29 protein-coding genes are annotated in these 24,467 nt (G+C 29.6%); 20 read left to right on the top strand and 9 right to left on the bottom strand.

Annotation, left to right across the window (positions count from 1 at the left end; genetic code table 11):
* Window positions 1–20 precede the first annotated feature (20 nt).
* From PQO00_RS09335 to PQO00_RS09360, 6 genes are all read right to left on the bottom strand, one after another.
* A complete protein-coding gene (locus PQO00_RS09335) occupies window positions 21–440 on the bottom strand; it encodes a hypothetical protein (RefSeq protein ID WP_274184577.1) in 420 nt (139 codons plus the stop codon).
* Window positions 441–624: 184 nt separating this feature from the next.
* A complete protein-coding gene (locus PQO00_RS09340) occupies window positions 625–1,128 on the bottom strand; it encodes a cupin domain-containing protein (RefSeq protein ID WP_274184578.1) in 504 nt (167 codons plus the stop codon).
* Window positions 1,129–1,138: 10 nt separating this feature from the next.
* Window positions 1,139–1,747, bottom strand: coding sequence for an FMN-dependent NADH-azoreductase (locus tag PQO00_RS09345; protein WP_274184579.1), 609 nt, complete (start codon window positions 1,745–1,747; stop codon window positions 1,139–1,141).
* A gap of 337 nt (window positions 1,748–2,084) precedes the next feature.
* Window positions 2,085–2,936 carry a sigma-70 family RNA polymerase sigma factor gene (locus tag PQO00_RS09350; protein ID WP_274184580.1) on the bottom strand — a complete coding sequence of 284 codons (852 nt, stop codon included), beginning with the start codon at window positions 2,934–2,936 and terminating at the stop codon, window positions 2,085–2,087.
* 55 nt (window positions 2,937–2,991) lie between these two features.
* The gene (locus tag PQO00_RS09355; RefSeq protein WP_274184581.1) at window positions 2,992–3,639 is read right to left on the bottom strand and encodes an HAD family phosphatase; all 648 of its coding nucleotides are present in this window, start codon (window positions 3,637–3,639) and stop codon (window positions 2,992–2,994) included.
* Complete coding sequence (locus PQO00_RS09360) at window positions 3,632–4,348, bottom strand: dienelactone hydrolase family protein (protein WP_274184582.1); 717 nt, start codon at window positions 4,346–4,348, stop codon at window positions 3,632–3,634. Before PQO00_RS09360 ends, PQO00_RS09355 begins: the two co-directional genes overlap by 8 nt.
* A 126-nt stretch (window positions 4,349–4,474) precedes the next feature.
* Between PQO00_RS09360 and PQO00_RS09365 the strand changes: the two genes are divergently transcribed.
* From PQO00_RS09365 to PQO00_RS09455, 19 genes are all read left to right on the top strand, one after another.
* On the top strand, window positions 4,475–5,035 hold the full coding sequence (locus PQO00_RS09365; RefSeq protein ID WP_274184583.1) for a GNAT family N-acetyltransferase: 561 nt from the start codon (window positions 4,475–4,477) through the stop codon (window positions 5,033–5,035).
* Window positions 5,032–5,496, top strand: a complete 465-nt coding sequence (locus PQO00_RS09370; protein ID WP_274184584.1) for a GNAT family N-acetyltransferase — start codon at window positions 5,032–5,034, stop codon at window positions 5,494–5,496. Before PQO00_RS09365 ends, PQO00_RS09370 begins: the two co-directional genes overlap by 4 nt.
* Window positions 5,497–5,534: 38 nt before the next feature.
* Entirely contained in the window at window positions 5,535–6,113 is a 579-nt protein-coding gene (locus tag PQO00_RS09375; protein WP_274184585.1) for a Crp/Fnr family transcriptional regulator, read from the top strand.
* 63 nt (window positions 6,114–6,176) lie between these two features.
* Entirely contained in the window at window positions 6,177–6,614 is a 438-nt protein-coding gene (locus PQO00_RS09380) for a carboxymuconolactone decarboxylase family protein (RefSeq protein ID WP_274184586.1), read from the top strand.
* Window positions 6,615–6,628: 14 nt separating this feature from the next.
* The gene (locus PQO00_RS09385) at window positions 6,629–7,114 is read left to right on the top strand and encodes a DinB family protein (protein WP_274184587.1); all 486 of its coding nucleotides are present in this window, start codon (window positions 6,629–6,631) and stop codon (window positions 7,112–7,114) included.
* A gap of 47 nt (window positions 7,115–7,161) precedes the next feature.
* Window positions 7,162–8,037 (top strand): ketopantoate reductase family protein, encoded by an 876-nt coding sequence (locus tag PQO00_RS09390; protein ID WP_274184588.1) that lies wholly within the window; start codon window positions 7,162–7,164, stop codon window positions 8,035–8,037.
* A complete protein-coding gene (locus PQO00_RS09395; protein ID WP_274184589.1) occupies window positions 8,021–8,587 on the top strand; it encodes a hypothetical protein in 567 nt (188 codons plus the stop codon). The genes PQO00_RS09390 and PQO00_RS09395 overlap by 17 nt, the downstream gene beginning before the upstream one ends.
* A gap of 26 nt (window positions 8,588–8,613) precedes the next feature.
* Window positions 8,614–9,165, top strand: a complete 552-nt coding sequence (locus PQO00_RS09400) for a carboxymuconolactone decarboxylase family protein (RefSeq protein WP_274184590.1) — start codon at window positions 8,614–8,616, stop codon at window positions 9,163–9,165.
* 4 nt (window positions 9,166–9,169) lie between these two features.
* A complete protein-coding gene (locus PQO00_RS09405; protein ID WP_274184591.1) occupies window positions 9,170–10,027 on the top strand; it encodes a MaoC/PaaZ C-terminal domain-containing protein in 858 nt (285 codons plus the stop codon).
* Between the two features lie 47 nt (window positions 10,028–10,074).
* Window positions 10,075–10,926, top strand: coding sequence for an MBL fold metallo-hydrolase (locus PQO00_RS09410; protein WP_274184592.1), 852 nt, complete (start codon window positions 10,075–10,077; stop codon window positions 10,924–10,926).
* A 143-nt stretch (window positions 10,927–11,069) separates the two neighbouring features.
* Entirely contained in the window at window positions 11,070–11,669 is a 600-nt protein-coding gene (locus PQO00_RS09415) for a DUF6624 domain-containing protein (protein ID WP_274184593.1), read from the top strand.
* 40 nt (window positions 11,670–11,709) lie between these two features.
* Window positions 11,710–12,585, top strand: a complete 876-nt coding sequence (locus PQO00_RS09420) for an alpha/beta fold hydrolase (protein ID WP_274184594.1) — start codon at window positions 11,710–11,712, stop codon at window positions 12,583–12,585.
* Window positions 12,582–12,968, top strand: a complete 387-nt coding sequence (locus PQO00_RS09425) for a hypothetical protein (RefSeq protein ID WP_274184595.1) — start codon at window positions 12,582–12,584, stop codon at window positions 12,966–12,968. The genes PQO00_RS09420 and PQO00_RS09425 overlap by 4 nt, the downstream gene beginning before the upstream one ends.
* Before the next feature lie 2 nt (window positions 12,969–12,970).
* On the top strand, window positions 12,971–13,891 hold the full coding sequence (locus PQO00_RS09430; RefSeq protein ID WP_274184596.1) for a hypothetical protein: 921 nt from the start codon (window positions 12,971–12,973) through the stop codon (window positions 13,889–13,891).
* Window positions 13,892–13,955: 64 nt separating this feature from the next.
* Entirely contained in the window at window positions 13,956–14,843 is an 888-nt protein-coding gene (locus tag PQO00_RS09435) for a PhzF family phenazine biosynthesis isomerase (protein WP_274184597.1), read from the top strand.
* Between the two features lie 4 nt (window positions 14,844–14,847).
* Window positions 14,848–15,624: a sulfite exporter TauE/SafE family protein gene (locus PQO00_RS09440; protein ID WP_274184598.1), complete on the top strand. Its 777-nt coding sequence runs from the start codon at window positions 14,848–14,850 to the stop codon at window positions 15,622–15,624.
* 32 nt (window positions 15,625–15,656) lie between these two features.
* Window positions 15,657–16,172, top strand: a complete 516-nt coding sequence (locus PQO00_RS09445) for an N-acetyltransferase (RefSeq protein WP_274184599.1) — start codon at window positions 15,657–15,659, stop codon at window positions 16,170–16,172.
* A gap of 4 nt (window positions 16,173–16,176) precedes the next feature.
* Entirely contained in the window at window positions 16,177–16,560 is a 384-nt protein-coding gene (locus tag PQO00_RS09450) for a class I SAM-dependent methyltransferase (RefSeq protein WP_274184600.1), read from the top strand.
* A gap of 291 nt (window positions 16,561–16,851) precedes the next feature.
* On the top strand, window positions 16,852–17,700 hold the full coding sequence (locus tag PQO00_RS09455) for a hypothetical protein (protein ID WP_274184601.1): 849 nt from the start codon (window positions 16,852–16,854) through the stop codon (window positions 17,698–17,700).
* Window positions 17,701–17,897: 197 nt separating this feature from the next.
* Here PQO00_RS09455 and PQO00_RS09460 read toward each other — a convergent pair whose 3' ends face one another.
* The 3 genes from PQO00_RS09460 to PQO00_RS09470 form a co-directional block, all read right to left on the bottom strand.
* Window positions 17,898–18,650: a LytTR family DNA-binding domain-containing protein gene (locus tag PQO00_RS09460; RefSeq protein WP_274184602.1), complete on the bottom strand. Its 753-nt coding sequence runs from the start codon at window positions 18,648–18,650 to the stop codon at window positions 17,898–17,900.
* 910 nt (window positions 18,651–19,560) lie between these two features.
* Window positions 19,561–20,217 (bottom strand): response regulator transcription factor, encoded by a 657-nt coding sequence (locus PQO00_RS09465; RefSeq protein ID WP_274184709.1) that lies wholly within the window; start codon window positions 20,215–20,217, stop codon window positions 19,561–19,563.
* On the bottom strand, window positions 20,217–22,232 hold the full coding sequence (locus PQO00_RS09470) for a tetratricopeptide repeat-containing sensor histidine kinase (RefSeq protein WP_274184603.1): 2,016 nt from the start codon (window positions 22,230–22,232) through the stop codon (window positions 20,217–20,219). Before PQO00_RS09470 ends, PQO00_RS09465 begins: the two co-directional genes overlap by 1 nt.
* An 894-nt stretch (window positions 22,233–23,126) precedes the next feature.
* On the opposite strand from PQO00_RS09470, the gene PQO00_RS09475 reads away from it, so the two are divergent.
* On the top strand, window positions 23,127–24,314 hold the full coding sequence (locus tag PQO00_RS09475; RefSeq protein ID WP_274184604.1) for an OmpA family protein: 1,188 nt from the start codon (window positions 23,127–23,129) through the stop codon (window positions 24,312–24,314).
* The last annotated feature ends 153 nt before the right edge of the window (window positions 24,315–24,467 follow it).

Raw genomic sequence — 24,467 nt, forward strand, 5'->3', positions numbered from 1 at the left:
TGACCAAATACTTGATCAATTTAATTTACTTCAAGAATGCTCTTCAATTTCATTAATTCTTGTGCTAACAATAATTTTTGAATTTTTAAAGTTCCTTCTAATTCTTCTAAAGGTACAGGTGGCGCTAGTAAAGTAAAAGTGTAAATGCTAGTTTTGCCGTTTTCAGAAATTCTAGAAAAAGCTTTTCCTATACTGCCGTCAGGCATTGTCATAACCCAATCAATAATTCCTAAATCTTTAGATATTATAGTTTCTAATTTAATGTTTATCTCTCCATTTTCTGTGACCATTGTTGCAGATTCTTTTTCTACTTTTGTAAAAGCTTTTGTCCATAACGGTAAGTTTTTAGGTTCAGCTATAAAATCAAAAGCTTTTTTGTAATTAGCATAAATTTCGATGCTTTGTACGTCAAATGTTTTTTCTGGCAATTGTTTCTTCATTTTAATTATTTTAATTGTTTTAATTGTTTCTGTTATTTAGACACATTAAAATGAAGCCTGTTACAGTAAAATAAAAAATGAAGAGAATATTAACTCGAAAATGTAATTAGCTACTATTTCACAACCCCTATAGTCTATATTAATGACGAAATAAATATATATCACTCTTGTTTTTATTGTAATATTATTCTTTATACACAGGAAGCATATTTGATTTGTCCACAGGAAAACTATCATATTTATTGTACAACTTTAAATACTTTTCCGGATTAATTGGTGTTTCATTTAAAGTTTCATATAAACCTTTAAAAAAACCTTCTCTTTTTTGGGCAGGGTTAAATATAAGTGTTATCGATGCGGGTTTATTAGTGTCGTTTCTAAAAGCATGAGGTGTAAGCCTAGGAACATACACAATAGTTCCTACATCTCCTTTATATTCTTCCGTTCCGGCTTCTATGGTTACTATCCCTTCAGTAACCATAAAAGTTTCATCCATGAACCTATGATAGTGCAACTTGGCACCTATACTTTTTGGGGGAAGTGTTATTTTATAGATTCCTAATTGATCATTGGTTTCATTACTGGTGATTTTGAAGTTTAAAATCATTTCATTGATATTAAGCTCATTACCTTCATGAGGTAAAACTACTGTTGCATTGTCTTCTAAAGTGTCTTCGAAATAATTCATTGAAATTGTTTTAAAATAGTTTATCTATGTTACTTAAAGCTTTTGCTTTGTTTGTTTTTAATTGCTCAAGGTTGCTTGTGCCTTCTATTGATAACGTATGATAATCCGTTATACCTAAAAACCCAAGTATTGCTTTTAAATAATTCTCTTGATAGTCATATGCTTCACTTGGGGTGCCTTTATAAACACCACCTTTTACATTAAGTAAATATGCTGTTTTGTTATTTAGTAAACCTTCATAATTACCTTCGGTATCAATACTGAAAGTTTTGTTGATACGAACGGTTTGATCAATAAATGCTTTTAAACTCGATGGTATGCTGAAGTTATACATGGGGTTACTTATTAATATATCATCCGCATCTAAAAGTTCAGCTATTAATTGGTTTGAAAAAATAGTTTCTTTTTTCATATCAGCAGTCATACTTTCTTCAGAAGAATAGAACCCACTTATGGTATTATTTGTTAAATGGGGTATTTGAGTTTCAACAAGGTCTCTTTTAATAACTTTGCCACCAAGATTTTTTTGTCTCCATTTATATTCGAAATATTCAGCTAGTTCTCTGGAGTGTGAGCCCTCCATTCTAGGGCTTGTGTCAATTCTTAATAATGTTCTCATAATTATTTGTATTATTTTTAGATATGACAAACACTTAAAAAAAAATGTGACTTATTATCTTGAAAAGAAAACTGTAAATCAAGAATAATTTTTTATTTATCTGGATTTTGAATGTATTAAGGGTATTTGTGTCAAGGTAAATTATATTCTCTGAAAGAACAATTTGTTTAATTCTATCAAAATTCTTTTAGTTAAAATCCCATTCATAAATTTCCGTAGGAATGATTCTTTATTTATGGTTTTATATGCTGATTTTTACACACACATATATATAAAGTGATTATTTTGTAAGTATTATATTATAATTTCAAAATGTTTTAGATGTAAAAAGAAATTTTTAGTTAAATAAAGATTTTTCAAGAGTCACTAATTTTTTAGGATCTAATAAACTACTAATAGATTTTATTTTATGTTCTTTATTTGAAATTTCTATTACTTGACAAACTTTCAACTTCCCCTTTTTTGTAAAGTAAAACAAACAAGGGTTGTGGTTTACGCTACCTAACTTTACAATGCATTTACTGTTAAATTTATGGTAAACGTAAATCAACAATTCAGAAACCTTTTTTAAACCAAAACATTTTCCAGCTACAATTGGTATTTTTTCTCCACCATCTGCATAAAAGGCAACATCATCCGTTAAAATCTGTTCCATTTTAACTAAATCCTTATTTCGTACTGCATCAATAAAGTCTTCTAAATATTTAGTATCATTTTCGCCCATATTTTGAAGAATGGATTTGTCTTCATTCAATTTAATTTTTGCCCTACTGTATATTTTTCGTGAATTACTGCTTGTGATGTTTAAAACTTTTGCTATATCCTCATGAGAGTAATTAAACGCACTTTTTAGTATATATACTGCTCGTTCTTTAGGATTCAAATTTTCAAGAAGAATAAGTAGGGAATACGATAACAAATCGGTTAAAATTAGATTTTTATCAGATTCTTCTGTGGTAATTGGTTCAGGAAGCCAAACTTCAACTTTTTGAAACTTTTTCTTTCTTTCTTTAATATTTATCGAGTGATTAATGACGCTTTTTATTAAATAGGCTTTTTCATTTTCAATATGCGCTTTATCTAAATTCGTATACTTTAGTATTACATCTTGAATGGCATCTTTCGCATCTTCAAGAGAGCCAAGAATATTGTAAGCGTATGGTATAAGAATTTGTTGGTAGTTTTTCATAATGAAATCAAAATATTATAATAAGACAATATCTCCTATGTTAAATGTGACATAATTATATTATATTTTTGATGTTAATTTTTTTAAAATCTGAAATATGATAGTCTATGAGTTCTTTTTTATAGTTTATATTAAATAAAAAGTTGTTAAAATAAATGGTTGACATATTTGCTCTTTTTGCAGCTTTTAGGCCAGTAATAGAGTCCTCTATAGCAATACAGTCTTCAACAGGTATCTTCAGTAATTTTGAAGACAACAAATAAACATCTGGGAAGGGTTTTGCATTTTCTACTAAATCAGCCGAACAAATACAATCAAAATAATTCTCTATTTTAAAATTTGTTACTACAAATTTTATTAAGCTTAATGGTGCATTACTGGAAATACCAACTTTATAACCTTCTGTTTTTATTTTCTTTAAAAGTTCTTTAATTCCAGGTATTAGTACTCCTTTGTCCTTAATTTGAGATTTAACTTCATTTAAAACTTCTTGTTCAATAATATCAAAATTTTTATTTCCCCATGGCTGTTTTTCATACCAAAAATTACAGACGCTCCTCATATCCATATTTTTTGTAATATGTGAATATTCTTTTAACACCTTGACACCTAATTTACTAAAAACATTATACTCTGCACTTTCCCAAAAGGATTCGGTATCAATTATAACGCCATCCATGTCAAAAATAAAAGCTTTATTCATCTTGTTTTTTTATAAAGTCTAACATAGATGTCCATGCCCTTTCTGTAGCTAATGGATTATATAACATGCCCTTTTCAGGAAACTGGGCTTTAGGATTGGTAAAAGCATGTCCTGTATTACCAAAAAGTTGTAGTTCCCAATTTACATTGTACATGTTTAAGAGTTCTAAAAAACTATTTAATTTATTGTCTTGTGTTAATGGATCATTATATCCATGAGCAACTAATACATTTGTCGAAACTCTATCTAAAGATATATTTTCAGGAAATTCCCCATGAAAACTTATAGCATTTTTTAGAGTGTTTTTTGATAAAGCATACTCCAAAACACACCGTCCACCAAAACAAAAACCAAGTGCGTTTATTTGATTTAAATTTACTTGCCTGTATTCTTTTAATACCTCAATAGACTGATTGATTTTGTTTAATAAAACGTTTTTGTTGTTTAATAGGTTATTCATCAACTTGTAGGCTTCTTCTTCAGATTTTGCATTTTTACCATTTTCATAGAGGTCAAGCGCAAACGAAAAAAAGCCTTCTTTTGCTAACTCAATAACTTTATCTCTTTCAAAATTTGAAATTCCTCCAAATGCATGAATTACAATTATGGCAGGTAAAGGCTTGGTAATATGAGTTGGATAGGCAATAAATCCAATATGGTTCTTTTTTTCAATTTCATAGGAAATAGAAAAAGTTTTTATTTGTCTCATTTTTTATTAAATCTCTATTTATTAGACTAAAGACATAGTATTTGTGTGACTAAAAAATAAAATTTTTCAATTAATTGTCACATTTTTTACTTTTATATTGTCAATACAATTGATGTTAAAAGTCTCATGATAAAAGATGATAAGTTTTTAATAAGGGAAATAAAATCGGATGATTTGAACAATTTTTATCAATTAATTGATGAAAATAGAGATGATATTAAAGAATATTTATCTGGATTAACATCAAAAACAAAAACATTAATTGAAACAAAAATGTTCATTGATGATGTTTTAATTAGTAGCTATAAAAAGAATTACTATATATTTTTAATTATTGACTCTTTAACTAATAATATTGTCATGTTTTTCGATCTTAAAAATATTGATTGGTCAATACCAAAGGCAGAATTAGGATGTTTCATCGATAGAAATTATAAAGGAAAAGGACTAACAGAAACCTTATTACATAACTTTTTGGAATACTGTTTTTACAAGTTTAAATTCACAAAAGTATTCTTAAGAACGCATGAAACTAATTTACCTATGAAAACTATAGCAGAGAAATGTGGATTTGTTAAAGAAGGTAAATTAAGATGCGATTATAAAACATCATCAGGAAAGATTGTTGATTTAATTTATTACGGATTGTTAAGTAACGAGTTTAAGAAATTACAAAAAGTTAAATGATTACAGTAAAAGAAGCAAAGAAGGGTGATGAATACATTATTATAGATTTAATTAAGCAACTGGCGGCTAATCAAAATCCGGATAAATATGTTGAAACAAATGTAGGTTTATTGCGGAAAGCAATATTTAAAGAAAATCCTGATTGTTCATTCTTATTGGCCTACAATAAAGAAAAAGCCGTTGGCTATTTATCGTTTACTTGGAATTATAGTATATGGATAGGAAGAAGGCATATGCTTTTGGATGATTTGTACGTAAATGAAAATTATAGAAACAATAGAGTAGGTGAAAAACTAATGATTGAAGCGAAGAAAATTTGTGTTGAAAATCGAATAGCTATTATTAAATGGGAAGTCGAAGAAAAGAATGAATCTGCTTTGAGGTTTTATAATAGATTAGGTGCTAAAAGCAAGGTAAAGGTAATCTGTAAATGGGATTTTAATGATTCATTTAAAAATTAACTTTTATAAAACAAACTAAAAAATAATTATTGACTTAAATGAAAAATAAGGAACTGTATAATCATTTCAATCAATACACAGATATAGATAGAACTACCTTTTTAGAAATAAATAGTTTTTTCGAAGAAATAAACGTTGGTAAAAAAAAGATAATCTATGAGCCTTGTGAGAAATGCAATCATATTTTTTTTACGGCTAAAGGTTGCTTGAATTTATACTTTATAGATGATAGAGGGATGGAACGAACAATCCAATTCTCTATAGAAAATTGGTGGATAGGTGACTTTTTGGCTTTCTATAATCAAAGTCCCACAAGTTTTTATGTAAAATCAATTGAAGCTTCAAAACTATTGAGTATTACATATGATAATTATGAAAAGTTGTTACAGAAATTTCCAAAGTTAGAATCTTATTTTAGGCAAACTTATCAAATTGCTTATGGCGCTTTCCAGTTTAGAATGATGCACATGTTTAAATTTTCAAAGGAAGAATTGTACTTCTGCTTTACAGATCATTTTCCACAGTTTTCAGAAAGAGTTCCGCAATATTTAATTGCTTCATATCTTGGGTTAACACCAGAGTATGTTAGTGAAATAAGAGCAAAAGTACGTTCTTAAACCAGCTTAAGAAGATTGATAATCTTTACACTTAATTTTGTTTAAAATTAAAACTCATTCAATATGAAAAGTAGAGTAAATATTTATCAATCTCAACCTAAAGCGTACGAAGGAATGTTTGCTTTAGAAAGTTTTCTTAACAATTCCCCTTTAAACAAAAAACAGATTTCATTGATTAAGATGCGTGCTTCACAAATCAATGGTTGTGCTTATTGCATTAATATGCATACTGAAGAAGCTCTAAAGGCGGGCGAAACTCATCAACGCTTACATCTTCTTAATGCCTGGAAAGAATCAAGTTTATTTTCAGAAGAAGAAAAGGTCATTTTAAAAATGACAGAAGAGATCACTTTAATTCAACAAAAAGAATTAACAGATGAAACTTATAACCAAGCTACACGTTTATTCGATGAAGAAACAATTATTGCGATCATTATGGCTGCAACAATAATCAATGCTTGGAATAGAATTGCAATAAGTACAAGGCTAGGTGTTGGTTAATTGAGCATTTTGTAATGAAGCATCTATTTGAATACAATTGGCAAATAAGAAGTGAATGGTTCGAACTTTTAAAAACTATTCCAAAAGATGAGTTTTTAAAAGTGCGGACTGGAGGACATGGCAGTATTGCAAAGACATTATTTCATGTTATACAAGTGGAGCATAACTGGATTCAAGATTTAAAAGGTTTTCCAATTTCAAATGAAAAGTTTAATGATTATAAAACTTTAGATAAAATTAAAAGGTTGTCAAACAATAATCATGAAGCTGTAAAATATGTTGTACGTCGAATTACGACTGATTATGAATATCAAATCCTAGAGATAAAAACCCTAAACGGTGATAAAATAATATGTACATATGGTGAAGCTTTAAGGCATATTATTGCTCACGAAATACATCATATGGGGCAAATATCAGTTTGGACTAGAGAAATTGGTATTAAACCAATAAATGTAAACTTAATACATCGAGGGCTTTTTATTGATAATAAAGTTTAGTGCAAATATTTAGTTTATCCTCATTTTAACAATTTAAAACAAGCAAAATGAAAATTGGAATTTTCGGACTTGGTGCCATAGGTTCTGCACTAGCCGTAAAAATCAATGGCGAGCATAAGGTGTATTATTATAATAGATCGAACAGAGATAAGATCAAAATTTTGTGTAATGGAGTTCAATATGAAAAAGAAATTGAATTATCCAATGTAGATACAAGCTATAACCTAGACTGGTTAATTATCTGTTTGAAAGAGTATCATTATAAAAGTGCTTTAAGTGATTTAAAGAAATTAATCAGTTCAAATACTAAAGTCGCTTTAGTAAGAAATGGTATCAATTTAAAAGAGTCTATTCAAGGACTTGTAGATGAAAATAAAGTAATCGAGTGTATGATAGACTGTCCTGTAGAAGAAATGGGTAATCAAACTTATAAACAATTAAACAGAGCATTAATTACATCAAAAAATAGTCATGTATTTAGAGATTTTATAACTCTATTTAATCATAAAAGTGTGTCGTTTAATGAGGCCGATAATTATGTAACCGAAAATTGGAAAAAGATAATTATAAGTAGTGCAACAGGTGGTATTCTGGCGCTTATTGGTGAAAAGAGCTGGGTGTTAAAAGATCCTGAAATCCTGAAGTTATGTGCTAAAATTATCAGCGAAGGCATTGATGTTGCAAATCTATCTGGGGCTAAAATTGAAGATGACTTTTTAAGGGAATTAGTAGAAGACATAAAAAGCTCATCAGGATCAAAAGGAAGTTCTATGCTAACTGACAGGCTTAACGGCAAACCTATTGAAGTTAATGCTAAAAATGGGGTTATTTCTTCATATGGCAAGAGATATGGGGTGAAAACAGAAATAAATGATTTAATAACAGTACTGCTAAAACATACAAATAATGAAAAAGATATTTAAAAAACACAATGCATTCTCTTTTTATGTTCATTTATTAGTTTGTTTATTTCTCTCATTATTAAATTTTTCATGTAGTACAGAAGAAAATATAGTAAGTCCTGATGACTTGGTTTCAAAGGAATTAATTGGTAAATGGGTACTTATTGATTATGAAAGCGAATATACTTTACATAGAGATTCAAATGAGTATTTAATTTCTGAGTTATATACAGAATCTACCAATAAAATTGAATTTTTAGAATCCCCAAAAGTTATCCAGTCTGAAGGTTATGTAAAGTTTGAATCAAAGCAATACAAGGTAACAGCATCTGGTAATGTATTGGTTCATCAAACATACTTTTCGTTGGCCGATATATTATACTATTCAAATGCGAAATGGTATGTAGAAGAAGGGCAGGTTATAATAAAGCCAACAAATGTAGATAGTGAAGAAAGTATGATTAGTATAAATGTTAACATGCTAAACAATACTTTGACAATTATGGTAACAGAATCAATATTGGATGAAGGTTTTCAAGGTACAACAATTTTTAAATACCAGCGAGAATAATTTAGTAAACATCATATTTAGGAATAATGAAAAATAGAATAAAACCTTTAGAAAAGCCTCTTAGTGCGAGTACACAAGAGCTTATGGATAAGATATTTCCAAGTGTTCTTCCAAGCCCAAATTTGTATCGGTTAGTTGCTAAAAATGAAGCGCTTTTTGGTGAGTTAGTAGAAAGTAAGTTTATAGGAAAGACAGGACTATATGATAGAAAAAGAATAGCCCCAGATTTAAGAGAGAAAATAGTTTTAAGGGTCTGTGTAATCTCAAAAAATGATTATGAGTTTTCTTTGCATGAAGATACTATATCTGCTCAAATGGGGGTTACCAATGAACAGTTGAAGGATATAAAAAACCTAAAATACAATTCAGAATTATGGAATGAAAAAGAGGCTGCTGTATTTGATGTTATTACGCCCTTATTGCAATCTGAAAAAGTGGAAGATCATATAGTAGAAAACCTCAAGCTTTATTTTTCAGAAAGTGAAATAATTGATATTATTTTTTTAGTAGGTCTTTATCATACTGTTTCAATGATGGTAAATATAGCTCAATTGGAAAAAGACAATTATAAACAGTAATATTATGAGTAAGGGGTTATCTAAAATGGAATCTTTAATTATACCTGCTTTTAAAACGCTATTAAAAGGGAAAAAAATATCAAAAGAGGGTATTCATTTAAAACATTTCTACAACAAAGTAGAGATCGATAAAATTAAGTTAGATAGGTTCATTAATTATTTCAATTTTACAACCAAGACACCTATTTCTTATTTATATGTTTTTGCACAAAGAGCTCAAACAAGTTTAATGCTTGACAAGAAATTTACTTTGGCAATACCAGGAATGATTCATATTGAGAATAATCTTGTTATGTATTTAGATTATAGCACAAATCATCCAATAGACATAAAAGTAACTGTTAATGTTGATTATAAAGCGGAAGGATCATTAAAACCGGTCTTCTTCGTTGAAATCTACCAAAATGGGAAGCATATTTGTAGCTGTAAGAGTATTTATATAGTTAAGCGAAAATCAAGAAAGAACTCAAAAAGAAGCAATAAGGAAAAAGAGAGTATTGAAACATATAGTTCAAGCCTAAAATGGAAATTAGATTCGAGTATTGCAAAAGAATACGCAAAAATTTCAGGAGATAAGAATCCTATACACACATCTAGTTTGTTCTCTAAAATGCTAGGATTTAAAAGCTCAATAATTCATGGTTGGTACTCAATATGTGAAATTGAACATATTTATAATAAGGTGCATAAAAAAAGCGCATCTGAAATTCATGTGAATTTTCATAATGCAATCACATTACCAAATGAGCCTATCTTGGAGTTTGAGCTTTCTGATGATGATTTGCTAGTATTTCAAGTAAAAAATGCAGAGGAATCAAAACTTTTTTTAAAAGGCAATATTAAGCCATTAACCTTTACTTAAACATCATTCTAATAAAAATTTAAGTGCTAATAATTAATTGAATCGAAATGAAAAAAATAATATATCTTTTAAGTTTTCTAATTGTAGGCTGTGCATCAGTTAAAGAAATAATTCAAAATGATGTTAAAGTGCAACTTGTTAGAAACGCAACAGTAAAACTTACTGTAAACAATAAAACCATCTTAATCGATCCTATTTTAGGAGCTAAAGGAGAAAACGACCCAATTCCTTTTTCAAATAAAATAAGAAATCCAACAGCTAATTTACCTACTAGCGTAGAAGATATCATTAAAAATATAGATGCTGTTTTATTAACTCATAATCATCCAGACCATTTAGACAGTACTGCAATTAATGCGTTGCCAAAACACATAACATTTTTTTGTCAGCCTTCAGATTTGGAATCATTGCAAAATCAAGGATTTGAAAATCTCATCCCAATTAATTCAGAATTTAATTGGGAAGGAGTTATTATAAGCAGATATGGAGCTAGCCATCATATTGGAGCTACTGGCGAACCCCCTTTTGGCGAGTCTTCTTCCTTTAGTGTGAAATTTAATGACAATTCAATCTTTATTACAGGTGATGCTATTCTAGATGAAAAGCTTACTGCTAGTTTAAAAAAGTCTAGCCCAAGTTGGATAATAGCAAATACCGGAGAATGTCAATTCACCAAAGAAAATCCTGTTCTTCAGCCAGGTCAGTTAATGACCTTGTCTAAAGAAGAGTTAAAGCAAATAAGCCTATTAATGCCAGAAGCAAAAATTATAGCTGTACATCTTGAGTCTATAAATCACTGTAGTTTAACTAGAGAAGAAATTAAATTGTTTCTTAAATCTAATGATCTAATAAATAAGATATTGGTTCCGAATGACAATGATATAATTAGATTGAATTAATTTATACAAACCAGGAAAAATAAACTTTCTTAAACCAGCTTAATTTTTTTCGAGTTAAAGAATAATACTTTTATACCAAGTAAAAAGACAACTTTAGCTTTTATTAATTTTTGACTTGAATCAATGCACTTTTTACCAATTATATGGATACCAAAATAATAGCACAAAAAATTATTGGTTTAAAAAATCAAGATGAAAAATTAAGAAATGAACTGATAAAAAGCGGTAATCTTTCTAAAGGGTACAACAAAGAAATGGAGGCATTGCACAATAGTAATGCAAAAGAATTAAATCAATTAATTGATGAAATTGGTTATCCAACCAAAGATAAAGTGGGTAAAGAAGCAAGTGAAGCGGCTTGGTTAATAATACAACATACCATAAGTCAACCCAACTTTATGAGAAAATGTGCAAAGTTATTATCGGAAGCAGTTAAACAAAAAAAGGCTAACCCTATAAGTTTGGCTTACTTAACAGATCGTATAGCCGTTTTTGAAGGAAAACCTCAACGCTATGGAACGCAATTTGACTGGAACAAAAATGGAGACTTAAGACCAAACCAATATGATGATTTAATCAAAGTAAACAAAAGAAGAAAATCTATCGGTCTTAACGCTCTTGAAGAACAAATTCAAGTAATGCAAAAGCGAGTTGAGAAAGAGAATCAATCACCACCAATAGATTTTCAAGAAAGAAAAATAGAATATGATAATTGGAGAAAATCAGTCGGTTGGATAAAATAAAAATAGAGAACTAGTTAAACGAGTAAAACAAAAAGTTTTAATGGCCTCAAAAATTAATCAATACAATTGGGTAGATAAAAATGTATTTCCTTTTAAATCAAATTACTTTCAAACAAAGAGTGGTAAAATTCATTATGTAGACGAAGGTGAGGGAGAAATAATACTATTTGTTCATGGTACACCTACCTGGTCTTTTCTATACCGGAATTTTATTTCTGCATTATCAAAAGAATACAGGTGTATTGCTGTAGATAATTTAGGGTTTGGTCTTTCCGATAAACCAGAAGGTTTTGATGGAACACCTGAAGCTCATGCCAATAATTTATCTCAATTCATACAAGAATTGAATTTATCAAACATCACATTGGTTGTTCACGATTTTGGTGGGCCTATAGGTTTGGGGGCTGCGATTAAAAATCATAATAGAATTAAACAAGTGATAATGTTTAATACTTGGCTATGGGAAACAAAGAGTAATAAAGGCGCTCGAAAGGTAGATAAAATATTGAATAGTACAATTGGTAAGTTTCTCTATTTGCGAATGAATTTCTCGCCAAAAGTATTGCTTAAAAAAGGCTTTTATGGCAAGAAGAGATTAACTAAAAAAGTACATAAGCAATACATTTTGCCATTCCCAAATAAATCTTCAAGATGGTCTTTATTAAACATTGGGAAATCTCTAGTAGGGTCTTCCAGTTGGTATGAGCAACAGTGGGAGCAATTACATGATTTGGAATCTAAACCATGGCTGATTTTATGGGGAATCAAAGATGAGTTTGTCACATTAGAATACCTCGAAAAATGGAGACAAAGATTGACAAACTCAAAAGTTGTGAAATTTGATTGTGGGCATTTTGTTCAGGAAGAAAAACCAACAGAAGCTATTAAGGAAATTCAAAAATTTTTAAAAAGATGACAGTAAAGATTGCTAAAATTTTGTCAGCATATTTAATAATAACAGGTATCGGTTTTTTGATATCAGGTGAGTTTTATGAAACTCTAATTTCTCATAAAGCAACAAACCCTATTTTGATTAATCTATCTGGAATGGTTCATTTTTTTATTGGGATGATCATTTTAGTAATCCATTGCAAGTGGAAAAATATATTGCAGATATTAGTTTCCTCTTTAGGCTTTATGTTCTTTATTAAGGGAGTTTTATTGATAGTAATACCCGAGTTAATCCTTCAAACAGGAGATAATGCAATGCAAAAACCTTGGTTAATGTCACTTGGTTTTATCTCTGTAGGGATAATAATGGAATACTTAATTTTTAAAGAAAAAAAACAATTCAACTAGTTATGAGATTTTCATCTGTTTTTAAAATATCTTTTTTATGGTTTGTACTTATAGTCAGTTGTAGAAATAGTCAAGTACAACCTAATTTTGAACTTCCAGCTAATAAACCTCAACTCATAGCCCCAAACTTTATAAATACAGATAGTGTTGAAATAAACGTAGTCTTTAATAATGCTATGGATGAGTGCTTTTTTATGCGAATAGTTAATAAGCATTTTTTAATATTTCATACAGAATTAAAACAAAAAAAGTGGTCTAAACCAGAGCCCATTTATATGTTCAATAAAGATTCCATTTCACACGCTATAGACATGACTTTAACCCAAGATGGCAATACCATGTATTTCTTGGGAGTCAGTCCACAAGATATTACGGGCAAAAACCCATCAGATATTTATAAAAGTGAAAAAGTAAAAGGTAAATGGCAAAAAGCATCAAAAGTTGCATATCCAGTCTCAACAGATGAGTATGTAGAATCATACCCAATTGTTGTAGCCGATGGAAGTTTATATTTCACTTCTAATCGACCAGATAGTTTTGGTGGGAGAGATATATACCGAGCACAATATAATGAAAATGGAACTTTCGAAAAGCCAGAAAATTTGGGCCCGCCAATTAGCACTGTTGAGAATGACGGTACGACATATGTATCACCAGATGAACAATTTTTGGTTACTACACCAAAGAATTCTAAAGGGTTCTACATTTCGTACAAAAGGGATAATAAATGGCAGCCATTAAAGTTTCTTGATGTGGGAATTAATTTTGAAGAAGGCTGGGTGTATATGTGTCCCTATGTATTACCAGATGGAAAGCACCTTATTTATTCAAGAAGATACAACAATCCAAATGACAAAAGTTGGAACGGGGTGGAAAAAGGTGAGGTATATTGGGTGGATATAAGCAGATATACAACCAATTAAAATAATTATATAATCTCTTTATAAGAAATTGTCACAAAATTGAGGTTTTTTTGGTCATAAGAGTATGAGAAAAATTTTAAATGTCTATCAAGTAGATGTTTTTACAAACGAAAAGTTTCAAGGTAACCCAGCTACTGTGGTATGGGATTCTGGTAAATTACCAGAAGATTTGATGCTTAAAATTGCGCGGGAATTTAATAATTCAGAGACTGTGTTTGTGTGTTTTAATAAAGACAACTTACCACCAACTTTAAAATATTACACACCTACTCAAGAGATTGATTTTTGTGGTCATGCAACAATTGCAGCTGCTTTTGTTTTTGCTAAACAAGTTGGAAATTATGGACCAATTGAGTTCATAACAAATAAAAATGTTGTTAAGGTTCAAGTTTCTAATGAGGTTTTTTATTATGGTTCTTATTCAGCCCAAATGGGGGAAGAATTAAATAACAGTATTCAAAATAGATTATTAAAAATTCTAAACTTGGATAACAACTCTCTAGATTCAAAATATCCCATTCAAATTGTAAAAAGTATAAGTGATAAACTACTAATTTTACTTAAGCAGGAGGAAAGTCTTTTTGATTTCATCCCTGATTTTAACAAATTAAAGGCATTTCAGCAATGTAATAATCTACCACCAATATTCTTGTTCAATATAAATTCTATAAATAATGTAGAAAGTTTAATATGTAATGGAAGGATGTTTGCTCCAACAATCGGTATTGATGAAGATCCTGTAAATGGAAACTCTTGTATTCCATTGGCAAAATATTTACATCACCACAAAGTTGTAGATAACAAGTTTTTTAATTCACCAATTCTGTGTAAACAAGGAGAGTCATTCCATAGAAAAGGAACTGTTTATGTAGATGTAAATACCAATAAAAAAGTTGAAGTTAATGTTGGGGGCACATGTACAATGGCTTTTAAAGCAATAATTAAAGTTTAGTAGAATGATTGAGTTATTTGGGTATGAATTTGATACAATAGAGGTGTTAGCTTATTTTGCTATTGGGTTATTGTCAAGTTTTTATGGTAGTATTACGGGAGGGGCAGGAATGTTATCAATACCAGCACTTCTTTTTATGGGTGTGCCAGTAGAAATAGCCATAGCCACTATAAAGCTAGGCGATTTAGGACGGTTTTCTTTGTCTACCTATAAGTTTGTTAGGTCTAAAAAAGTAGTATGGAAATACGCAATACCATTGATTCCCATTGCACTAATAGGCGGTTTACTGGGGGCAAAACTACTAACGCTTATTAATAGAGAACAATTAAGCTTAATAATTGGAATTGTTATACTTATGATGGTGCCATTAATTTTTTTAAATAGACAAATTGGTATTAAACAATCCTTTCCTAAAAAGAAAAAATTAATAGCAGGTTATATAGTGTATTTCATTTTGGCAATTTATGGGGCTTCAATTCAAATTGGCTCTGGTCCAATGGTCCTGTATGCTATCATGTGGTTTTTTGGTTTAACAATAATTCAGGCCAATGCTACAAGTTCTGTAGCTTGGCTTTTTATTACTATTAGCTCTTTAGTATCACTAATATTTTATGGTTATGTAGATTTTTATATTGGAATTCCTCTACTTATCGGCTCATCATTGGGAGGCTATTTAGGAGCAAGTACAGCAGTTAAAAAAGGAGATAAATGGACAAAAAAGGTTTTTGTCATAGTTATCTTAATAATGGGTTTTAAAATTTTATATGAATCAATTTTTTAATTAATCCGTTTGATTAAAGTTATATACAGAAAATGAATTTTAAAATTAGAGAGATTAAAGTTGAAGAGCATAAGCGTTTAGGTGAAATGATGGTTAGGAGCTATGAAAACCTTGACGGTTTTCCTAGTCAAAAAAGTGCACCACAATATTACCAAACACTAGAGAATATTGGAGACCTAACAAGTCATACTGATATAAAAATATTTGTATGTATCAGTGATACGGATGTGCTTACAGGTGGTGTCGTTTATATAAATGATGTTAATTCATATGGTCAAACAAAATTTCCAGATTCATGCAGTAATGCTGGAGCTTTTAGATTATTAGTTGTTGATGATAAATTTAGAAGAAAAGGGATAGGCAAACTACTCACAAACTATTGTATTCAGTATGCAATAAAACAAGGAAGAAATCAAGTAGTCATTCATACAACAAAATCAATGAATAATGCCTGGAGAATGTATGAGAAAATGGGGTTTAAGAGGTTTCCTAAAATAGATTTTTATATGAATACTTTGTTAGTATATGGTTTAAAGCTCAAACTCTAATAATATGGCAATAAAGGAAATTAAATACAATAAAATAGGGAGTAATTACAACGAAACAAGAAAAGCAGACCCTTTTATAACTCAAAGAATATTAGAGCATCTTGAGCCAAAAAAAGGAGGGATATACCTAGATATAGGTTGTGGTACTGGAAATTATACCAAAGAGTTTCGAAAATCTGGAGTTCATTTTATAGGGATGGATCCATCACAAAAAATGCTTGAAAAGGCACAAAGTGGTGTTAATGACATTGATTGGCGATTGGGAACAGTTGAAAATTTAGATTTAGAACAAAACAGTATCGACGGTGTTGTGGCAATGTTGACCATTCACCACTGGGCAGATTTAAATAAAGCATTTTCAGAAATATTATCACTCATAGCCGCTTAATTCTACTGCCTTTTGCTTGAATGATGGTCTATAAGTCCTGTTTCTTTTTTTTATGGTTCAAAGTTAATGCTTCTAACTCTAAATCTCATATCCTAATGTCCAGTCTAATATAGGAAGCCCAATAGAAGTCAAATCAATTTTATTGGTTGGGGTAATAATGAAAAATGAATTATTACCCGTGAAGAAAATAATGTATTAACCCCAGTTATTGTCTATTAGGAACGACTAATACGTCGCCATTTAAAGGCAGACAACGAAGATGTATTTTTACTATAAAGCAATTAAAGGATTATGGGTACATTAAATATAAATACACCAAGAAGGGTGCTTAATACACCAAAATCACCTATAGCTGTTTATAATCTAAAACGAGATAACAATGAATTGGATATAGAGTTAACGGTATTGGAGCATTATTATTTGAGACTTTATATGCATAATTTAACAAATAAGGAAATATCTGATTTTTTAGAAATAAATATTGATGAATTGTATTTGTTTAAGTGTGATTTAAAAGCAAAATTTAAATCCCAAAATTTAACAGAGCTATTAGTTAAAGCTTTTAGAGGTAAGTTTTTGATAAAGGACGATTATTTGAACGATGTTGTAAAAAAAGAAGCATTGAAACTAGCACAAGAAATTATTTCTGATTTTTTTGATATACCAAATAATAGTACGCTATATTTTAAACTACGAGAGAGCGTTTTAGATTTTCACAGTTCTTACAAAGTAAAGTTTTATGAATCTAATAATAAGTTAAAAAGCGCGCGCGCATTAACTAAATCTGAACTAAATTATATAAGAGTTAAAGCTTTTAATTTTAAAAATAATAAAGAAATCAAAGACGAATTAGGATTGGTTGTAGATAAAAGTGTAGAGGCTATTCAACGGAGTATTTATACAAAATTAGGTGTTAATAATTGGTTTAATGTATTTTTAATATGTTATCAGCTAGGGTTTTTTAAGTCTTCTTGTTATTTCAAAACTATAGAAAATGAGTCGCATACTTGTGTTAAAAAAATAATACACATAAAAGAAAATTTGAAAGAGATAAGTTTAAAACAGAAACAACTTTATGTTTATACAGAGTTATTGGCTTTTTTTGGGGAAGTAAGCTTTTCCTGTTTGTTGAATGATTGATTTACAGCAAACACGCTTAAATTCTTTTGTTTAAAAACAAGTAAAAACGAAATAATATACCATAGCGACACTATCCCGTAAAGAGCGTAAGTTAAAAATCGAGGGTTTAACTTTGCACACTTAGTGAGATACTACCAACATAACATTATTTTTACTAATTATTACCACATTTTATAACAGATTTTCTTCCTACTATATTATTTTAGATTTAAGAATTTATTTAATTCATTTTGCCTTCGTTTTGCAATTGGTAATGTTTTATGATTAACCAAATGGCAATAATTGCCATCGGTTTTATTGATATGATGAATCATAAGAATGTTAACTATACATGAATAATGAATTCTAATAAATATGTTGGGGTCTAGTAATTTTTCGTATTCACCCAAGTTGCGACTGGCTATTTTTATATCCCCGTTTGTTAGATGAAATTTTGTATATCTACCATCAGCCTCACAATATAATATGTTTTCAGTTTTAACTAGTTCAATTTTATCAACGTAAGGAATAGCAATTATTTTCGGGTATTTTATATTTCTTTTACTTTCTTCTTCATATAATTCCAATTTATACGAATCATTTATATTGTTTAATGCTCTATCTACAGCCTTAATAAGATGTTTTTTTGAAACAGGTTTTAGAATGTAATCAGTAGCATTATGCTCTATAGCTTTGATGGCATACTCTTTATGAGAAGTTGTAAATATGATTTGAGTATTAAATTCACTTTTTTCAATGATATCAAGAATAGAGAAAGAATTCTCGTTACCTAGGTTGATATCTAAAAACAAAATTTTCGGTTTTATTTTTTTATATAAATTAAGAGTGTCTTTTATATTTTTTGCAACTCCAGAAATATTGATGTTTTTAAAATGTACTCTTAATTGATTTTTTAGTATGTTAAGAGATAAAATATCATCTTCAACTATTAGGGCTTCAATCTTGCTCATTTAAATAGATAAATTTGGTTTTATTATGATGTTAATTTCTATAGAATAACTAGGTAATACCAATAAAATAAATACTAGGCTTATATAAGGTATAAGTGATAAGTTTTTGGTGATAAATGATAAGTAATAATTATTGATGTTTTTCATATTTAGATATCAAGGTATTGGGTACTTTGGATAATTTTACTTCGATAACAATAATACTGAGAGCGCCCCTTAAATCAAATAAGTGTGATTGCTTAAATAATAAGTAGTAACACTTATTAGGTTTTAAAATCAAAAAAGTATGGGTGTCAAATTATCAACAATATGTTCTTGACAGTTTCAATACTTATGAATGAGTTTTGTTTTTCACTACCTTTTTTTGATATCTCCAAGTTCAAATTAAAAAGCTTTTTAAAGAACTATCTATAAAGGAATTGCATGTATCATTTTTAATGAGCAAAAAAGTACACATTATTTTAAGTATTTATAATGCTATTTTGGTGGATTTTATAAAAAAAAAGAGCCACCCTTTTTGGGTGGCTCATGATTGATCACTCACTCTCCTCTTAAAAGCTACTATCAATCAAAGAATAGGTAATGATTTATTAAAATCAACTATAGGTTACATAAGAACAAAATTGTACTTATTGTTTCAGGTAATAGCTACTCAGAACCTAAAAAAACCACCCCTTAGGGTGGTTTACAAAGGTTAGAGCACCCTTTAATATTCCTTAGCAAAATATACTCTAACAGTGAATTATTGTAAACAAATAGAGGGGTACTTGTGCTATTCATTTTTTCCTTAATCCTAAGGAAGGCTATTTTGATGTAGCTAATTTATAATCGCTATATTTTTTATCAAATAAGTGTTGGTACCCAATTATTAAGTAGTAGTACTTATTTTGCTCAAGAGAATTTATAGTGATTAAGTCAATGTAAGAATATTCTTATGTATAAGAGCCCAATTGGTCAAGGAGTTAGTTGTCTTTTTTAATTCTAATTTATTTATAATATTGCTTCGATGTTTATCAATTGTTCTAAGTGATACATTCAAATGGTTTGCAATATCATTGGACGAAAAGTTATCTGAAATTAGTTTCAAAATTTTTTTCTCAGAACCTGTTAAGCGTGATAATAACCTTAAATCATTGTCTGCGTTCAAAAGTGAATTTTCGTCTAACGAAGGACTAAAAAAGCTTCCTCCATTGACAACGGAAAGAATACATTTTTCAATAGTCATAAAAGAATCTTCTTTTAAAAGATATCCATTTATATTTAATGCTTTAGCTTGTGTTACATAATCTTTTTCTTTATGAAAAGACAATAAAATAAACTTAGTATCAATTTGTTTCTCTTTAACAATGCCAATAATTTCAAAGGCGTTTAACATGGGCATATCTATATCTAGTAGTGCTAGATCTGGACATTGTTTCACAATTAATTCTAAAACTTGTACGCCATTATTGGCTTGACCAACAATATTATAATTGTTTTCAGATAGCTCTTCAAATAATCCTTTTAAAAGTAGCGGATGGTCATCAGCAATAACTATAGATATGTTTTGTTTAAGCCTTTTATCCATCACTTTATGGGGGTTAGAATATTAATTGTTGTACCATTGTTGATAGTACTATCTATATTGATTTTTGATGTCAAAATTTTGGCACGTTCTAAAAGTGTTTTCATCCCTAAACTTGTGGGGTTTCTAATAACGCTTATTGTGTCGAACCCCACACCATTATCTTCAATAATGGTATGGACGTTATTTTTACTTTTCTTTATTATTATGGAAGCTGCTTTAGCTTTGGAATGCTTAACTATATTATTAAGAATTTCCTGAATAATCCTATAAAAATGTAAATCTTCTTCTTTACTTAATATACTATCGATATTTTCTATGCTACTTGTAAAAAAAATATCAGTGTTATTGTCTACCTCATTTATTAAAGATTCAATAGCTTTACTAACTCCCAGACTTTCAAGTAAAGCAGGGTGTAATCCTCTAGCTATGTCCCTTAATTCACCTAGTGTATTTGTTGCCAAAGCTTCAATACTATCATTTCCCAGGGATTTAATTTTTTTGGTCAATAAGATCAATTTTTGACCTATACCGTCATGTAGCTCCCTTGATACATGAGTGCATTGATCTTCCTTGTTTCTTATGAGGTTACGAGAGAATTCTGCTTGAAGCTTTTGTTTCTTTTTTGAAAACTGTTTTGTTTTATATAAATATACTATTGAAAATAATCCAGCTAAACCTATGCCCCCAAATAATATCCATTGAGTTTGTAATTTATTTTCGGAGTTTAGTAATTTTATTTCTGATTCCTTTATTATTATTTCGGCATCTTTTTTTTCGGTTTCATGTAAAGCTTGGTAATAGGAAAATCCATTTGCCTTTTGAACCGTTTCAATAGAATCTTTTATTTTGGAATAAGCCTCTAAGTGTTCATATGCTTTTTTATGGTTTCCTAGACTATCGTACACTTTGGACAAGAACTTATTGGCCATGTAAATGCCTTCATAAAACAGTGTATTTATTACTTTATTATATTCTTTTTCACCTAAGACAGCAGCATTGTTGTAATTGCCCATTGCGAATTCATAATGAGCCATAGACAAGTTATATTCATCTATTTCAAAGTATTCACTATTCTTTCTATGGTTTTCAAGTTCTTCTTTAACGGCTTTTGCTTTCTCCAACAACCCATTTTCAGCATAAGCGCTTAACTGACCAACCAAAACCTCTTGAAAATCGTAATCATTATTAGGGAATTTTAAAGCATATATCCTTGCAGAATCAATGTTTCGAAGTCTTTCCTTTTGGCTACCGTGTAGCATTTCGTCAAAAGCCTGATTGTAATAACTATTGTACACGGCCCTATAATTTTTTTGTGCTTTTCCATTAGCGATTATCTCCAAACGTATTTTTTTTGCCTGTTCTTGAAGACCATTCTGAGAATACAAAATAGATAATGTTCTCTTTGATCTCCAAACCAATTCGGGATTGCTTATTGCAAAAATTTCACTGGCCTCTTGCAAAAATTTTGCGGCTCTTAAAAAATCCCCTTTTAAGCACAGTACACTGCCTATTTTGGATTTGAGCTTTCCTATAAGGGTTGAATCATTTGTCATAAGGGCAAACTTATGTGCTTCTTCATAGATGGATAATGCCTCTTTTAGGTGATTTAAACTTTGATAACTATCACCACCTTCAGAATAAAAGGAAGCCAAACGTCGATAACATCCATTTTTGGGAACTTTATCTTTTATGTCATTGAAAACTTCAATAGCTAATTCTGGTTTTCCAATTTTAACGGAAAGATAGAGAATCAATGATTTTGCATGACGCAAGGCCAATTGTGCAGCATTTAACTCAAGGGCATAAGCAATTGTTTTTTGTGCTATGGAATCATATTTATGCTCTGTTTTGTACTTCGTAATTTTACAGAGACTGTCCATCCACTTAAGTTTTTCGCCTCCGTGTGATACAGCAATTTGTTGTTTAAGACTTTCCACTTTGTGCTTAAGTGTGGCTTCTTGAGAATAGCTTACTAGAAAAATGCTAAAGATGGTATAGGACAGTAATTTTTTCAATGAAGAGGATAAGTATTATGTGATAAATTTAGTGAATAATAGATAAATACAATAAAATTTAACTATTTCTACTTTATGTTTCTAAGAAGTGATTATAACAATAACAAAACATGAAAGTTATTTAGATTATGGTAAGGCAGAATAACCGCATTTATCATTTTTTGAACACTTCTTTTCAGTAAAGACTTAATACTGTGAGTAATTACATTAATTGATAAAAGGATCACTCCATTTGTCATTTAGATAAACATCAGCCCTCCTAAAGTTCTTATAAACGCAATAATTGCATTTTTTTCTGTTTGTGTTAAATTTAATTGCTGGTCATTACCCGGTTGTAGTTAATATTGTATTTCTCATAATATGATTCATTTGCAAGTATGACTTAATAATTGACTAATGGTTTAAGCATGATATCAATTATCTCTGTTTTTAAAATTAGTCCAATATTGATTTAATTTCAATCACCATGCGCTTTTGCAATTTTATACTCGTTTATTACAGATAATGTCCGTTTGTATCTTTCTTTATTTTGAATCATTAATAATGTCTTACTATTAAAAAATTAAACTAAAAATAATATGAAGATAGTAAGAAACCAGGATGAACACTGTTGGAAAGTTTCACTCCTAATTAAGGAATTTATAATATTCATAATATCTATGATTGCGATACTATTATTCCTAATTATATAGGTACACTACACTATACTTTACTAATAATAATTTGTGTGAAGTAAATGTTCCTTTTTGATTTTAGAATACCATAAGCCGTATAAAGGGAGGGGCAAAACCGGTACTATTTTAAATAACCCATATATCACTTATAGAGACCGCTTATTACTTTAATATTTATGTTAAAATGAAGCTCGCTTTATTTGTGTTAAAATAATTTATTATGAAAAAAGGTTTACTATTTTTTTTTAGTTTATTCTTTTGTTGTTATACGTTTTCCCAAAACCATGCTAGTATGGATTTTAACGGTGCTTCAAAAGAAGTGTTATTGAAGCTTGGGGTAAATGCTGTAGATAATTCTGGAGAGTCAAATATATTCAACTCTTTAAGCAGCTTTAAAAACTCAGCTTTTCACTCGCCTTTCAAAATAGGGGCTGAGTATAGGTTTAGTAAATTTCTTTCGTTAGGACTTGATGGGAGTGTAAATACTTGGAAAGTGCCCAATGCCAAGATTGATGGTAATATCTTAGAGGAAAATCAGGATTATTTTTCCTTGGATATTAATACTAATTTTTATTTAAATGAAGCTTTTGACTGGTTTTTAAATGAAGAGTGGCTTGAATTGTACATAAGTGGAGGAGCGGGATATTTTAAGATAACTCAAGGAGGGTTTAGTGGGAATATTGGTGCGGGGACTAATATATGGATGACACCAAAATTTGGATTTAATCTTGATGGGAAGGCTAAACTTGTGTTAGACTCAGAGCCATCAATATATGAAACAAACCATTTTCAGATTTCAATAGGTATTGTTTTTAAATTGTCAAACACAAAAAGGCGAAGTCGCATCATTGTAGATGAGAAAAAAGGTGATGGGGCTATTGACGGCACTTCTGTTTTAGCTCAGGTTAATCACCCAAAAGGGGCAATGAACAAAAGCACAATTAGTAATAATCAGTTGGAAGAGGTGACGTTGAAAAAAGAAAATAGCTCTAAAAATATTATTTCTAATGACTCACTTATTCCAGATAAAGATGAATATGATAAAAATTCTGCTAACTATTTATTGAATCTTTCACGGAAAATTCATTTTAATACCGGGAATTATAATTTCACACAACAATCCTATCCAGTATTGAAAAGAATACTTTCCATAATGCTAAAATATCCAGAAGTTAAATTTAAAATAGAAGGGCATGCAGATAGTGTTGGTTCCTATAGTAATAATCAACAATTATCAAAAAAGAGAGCGAGTGCCGTAAGGAATTATTTAATTTCAGGAGGTGTCAATCCAAATAACATAGTATCTATAGGACGGGGTGAATTGATGCCAATAGCTTCAAACCGCACCAAACTAGGACAATCAAGAAATAGAAGGGTGGAAATATTAAAGGATGATAAACAGTTGTAAAACCCCCTACTTGTTTTTTAATTGAGATACTCAAAAAATCTTATCCCCTCAAAAAGTGCTAAAGGTTTATTGAAGCGATTTTAATAACTAATCTGTAAAACAATATGCCTCATGCCTTTTAATGAAGTAATTCAATCCCTAAAAAATAAAACA

The organism is Flavivirga sp. 57AJ16, assembly GCF_028736925.1.
Taxonomy (GTDB): Bacteria; Bacteroidota; Bacteroidia; order Flavobacteriales; family Flavobacteriaceae; genus Flavivirga.

Excerpts from the sequence above, each read along its gene's own strand:
- PQO00_RS09340 (WP_274184578.1), bottom strand. The coding sequence starts at position 1,128 with ATGAATTATTTCGAAGACACTTTAGAAGACAATGCAACAGTAGTTTTA.
- PQO00_RS09345 (WP_274184579.1), bottom strand. The coding sequence starts at position 1,747 with ATGAGAACATTATTAAGAATTGACACAAGCCCTAGAATGGAGGGCTCA.
- PQO00_RS09365 (WP_274184583.1), top strand. The coding sequence starts at position 4,475 with ATGATAAAAGATGATAAGTTTTTAATAAGGGAAATAAAATCGGATGAT.
- PQO00_RS09460 (WP_274184602.1), bottom strand. The coding sequence starts at position 18,650 with ATGAGCAAGATTGAAGCCCTAATAGTTGAAGATGATATTTTATCTCTT.
- PQO00_RS09350 (WP_274184580.1), bottom strand. The coding sequence starts at position 2,936 with ATGAAAAACTACCAACAAATTCTTATACCATACGCTTACAATATTCTT.
- PQO00_RS09435 (WP_274184597.1), top strand. The coding sequence starts at position 13,956 with ATGAGAAAAATTTTAAATGTCTATCAAGTAGATGTTTTTACAAACGAA.
- PQO00_RS09455 (WP_274184601.1), top strand. The coding sequence starts at position 16,852 with ATGGGTACATTAAATATAAATACACCAAGAAGGGTGCTTAATACACCA.
- PQO00_RS09380 (WP_274184586.1), top strand. The coding sequence starts at position 6,177 with ATGAAAAGTAGAGTAAATATTTATCAATCTCAACCTAAAGCGTACGAA.
- PQO00_RS09375 (WP_274184585.1), top strand. The coding sequence starts at position 5,535 with ATGAAAAATAAGGAACTGTATAATCATTTCAATCAATACACAGATATA.
- PQO00_RS09410 (WP_274184592.1), top strand. The coding sequence starts at position 10,075 with ATGAAAAAAATAATATATCTTTTAAGTTTTCTAATTGTAGGCTGTGCA.
- PQO00_RS09360 (WP_274184582.1), bottom strand. The coding sequence starts at position 4,348 with ATGAGACAAATAAAAACTTTTTCTATTTCCTATGAAATTGAAAAAAAG.
- PQO00_RS09390 (WP_274184588.1), top strand. The coding sequence starts at position 7,162 with ATGAAAATTGGAATTTTCGGACTTGGTGCCATAGGTTCTGCACTAGCC.
- PQO00_RS09405 (WP_274184591.1), top strand. The coding sequence starts at position 9,170 with ATGAGTAAGGGGTTATCTAAAATGGAATCTTTAATTATACCTGCTTTT.
- PQO00_RS09430 (WP_274184596.1), top strand. The coding sequence starts at position 12,971 with ATGAGATTTTCATCTGTTTTTAAAATATCTTTTTTATGGTTTGTACTT.
- PQO00_RS09415 (WP_274184593.1), top strand. The coding sequence starts at position 11,070 with ATGGATACCAAAATAATAGCACAAAAAATTATTGGTTTAAAAAATCAA.
- PQO00_RS09450 (WP_274184600.1), top strand. The coding sequence starts at position 16,177 with ATGGCAATAAAGGAAATTAAATACAATAAAATAGGGAGTAATTACAAC.
- PQO00_RS09425 (WP_274184595.1), top strand. The coding sequence starts at position 12,582 with ATGACAGTAAAGATTGCTAAAATTTTGTCAGCATATTTAATAATAACA.
- PQO00_RS09465 (WP_274184709.1), bottom strand. The coding sequence starts at position 20,217 with ATGGATAAAAGGCTTAAACAAAACATATCTATAGTTATTGCTGATGAC.
- PQO00_RS09385 (WP_274184587.1), top strand. The coding sequence starts at position 6,629 with ATGAAGCATCTATTTGAATACAATTGGCAAATAAGAAGTGAATGGTTC.
- PQO00_RS09400 (WP_274184590.1), top strand. The coding sequence starts at position 8,614 with ATGAAAAATAGAATAAAACCTTTAGAAAAGCCTCTTAGTGCGAGTACA.
- PQO00_RS09370 (WP_274184584.1), top strand. The coding sequence starts at position 5,032 with ATGATTACAGTAAAAGAAGCAAAGAAGGGTGATGAATACATTATTATA.
- PQO00_RS09335 (WP_274184577.1), bottom strand. The coding sequence starts at position 440 with ATGAAGAAACAATTGCCAGAAAAAACATTTGACGTACAAAGCATCGAA.
- PQO00_RS09440 (WP_274184598.1), top strand. The coding sequence starts at position 14,848 with ATGATTGAGTTATTTGGGTATGAATTTGATACAATAGAGGTGTTAGCT.
- PQO00_RS09420 (WP_274184594.1), top strand. The coding sequence starts at position 11,710 with ATGGCCTCAAAAATTAATCAATACAATTGGGTAGATAAAAATGTATTT.
- PQO00_RS09395 (WP_274184589.1), top strand. The coding sequence starts at position 8,021 with ATGAAAAAGATATTTAAAAAACACAATGCATTCTCTTTTTATGTTCAT.
- PQO00_RS09355 (WP_274184581.1), bottom strand. The coding sequence starts at position 3,639 with ATGAATAAAGCTTTTATTTTTGACATGGATGGCGTTATAATTGATACC.
- PQO00_RS09475 (WP_274184604.1), top strand. The coding sequence starts at position 23,127 with ATGAAAAAAGGTTTACTATTTTTTTTTAGTTTATTCTTTTGTTGTTAT.
- PQO00_RS09445 (WP_274184599.1), top strand. The coding sequence starts at position 15,657 with ATGAATTTTAAAATTAGAGAGATTAAAGTTGAAGAGCATAAGCGTTTA.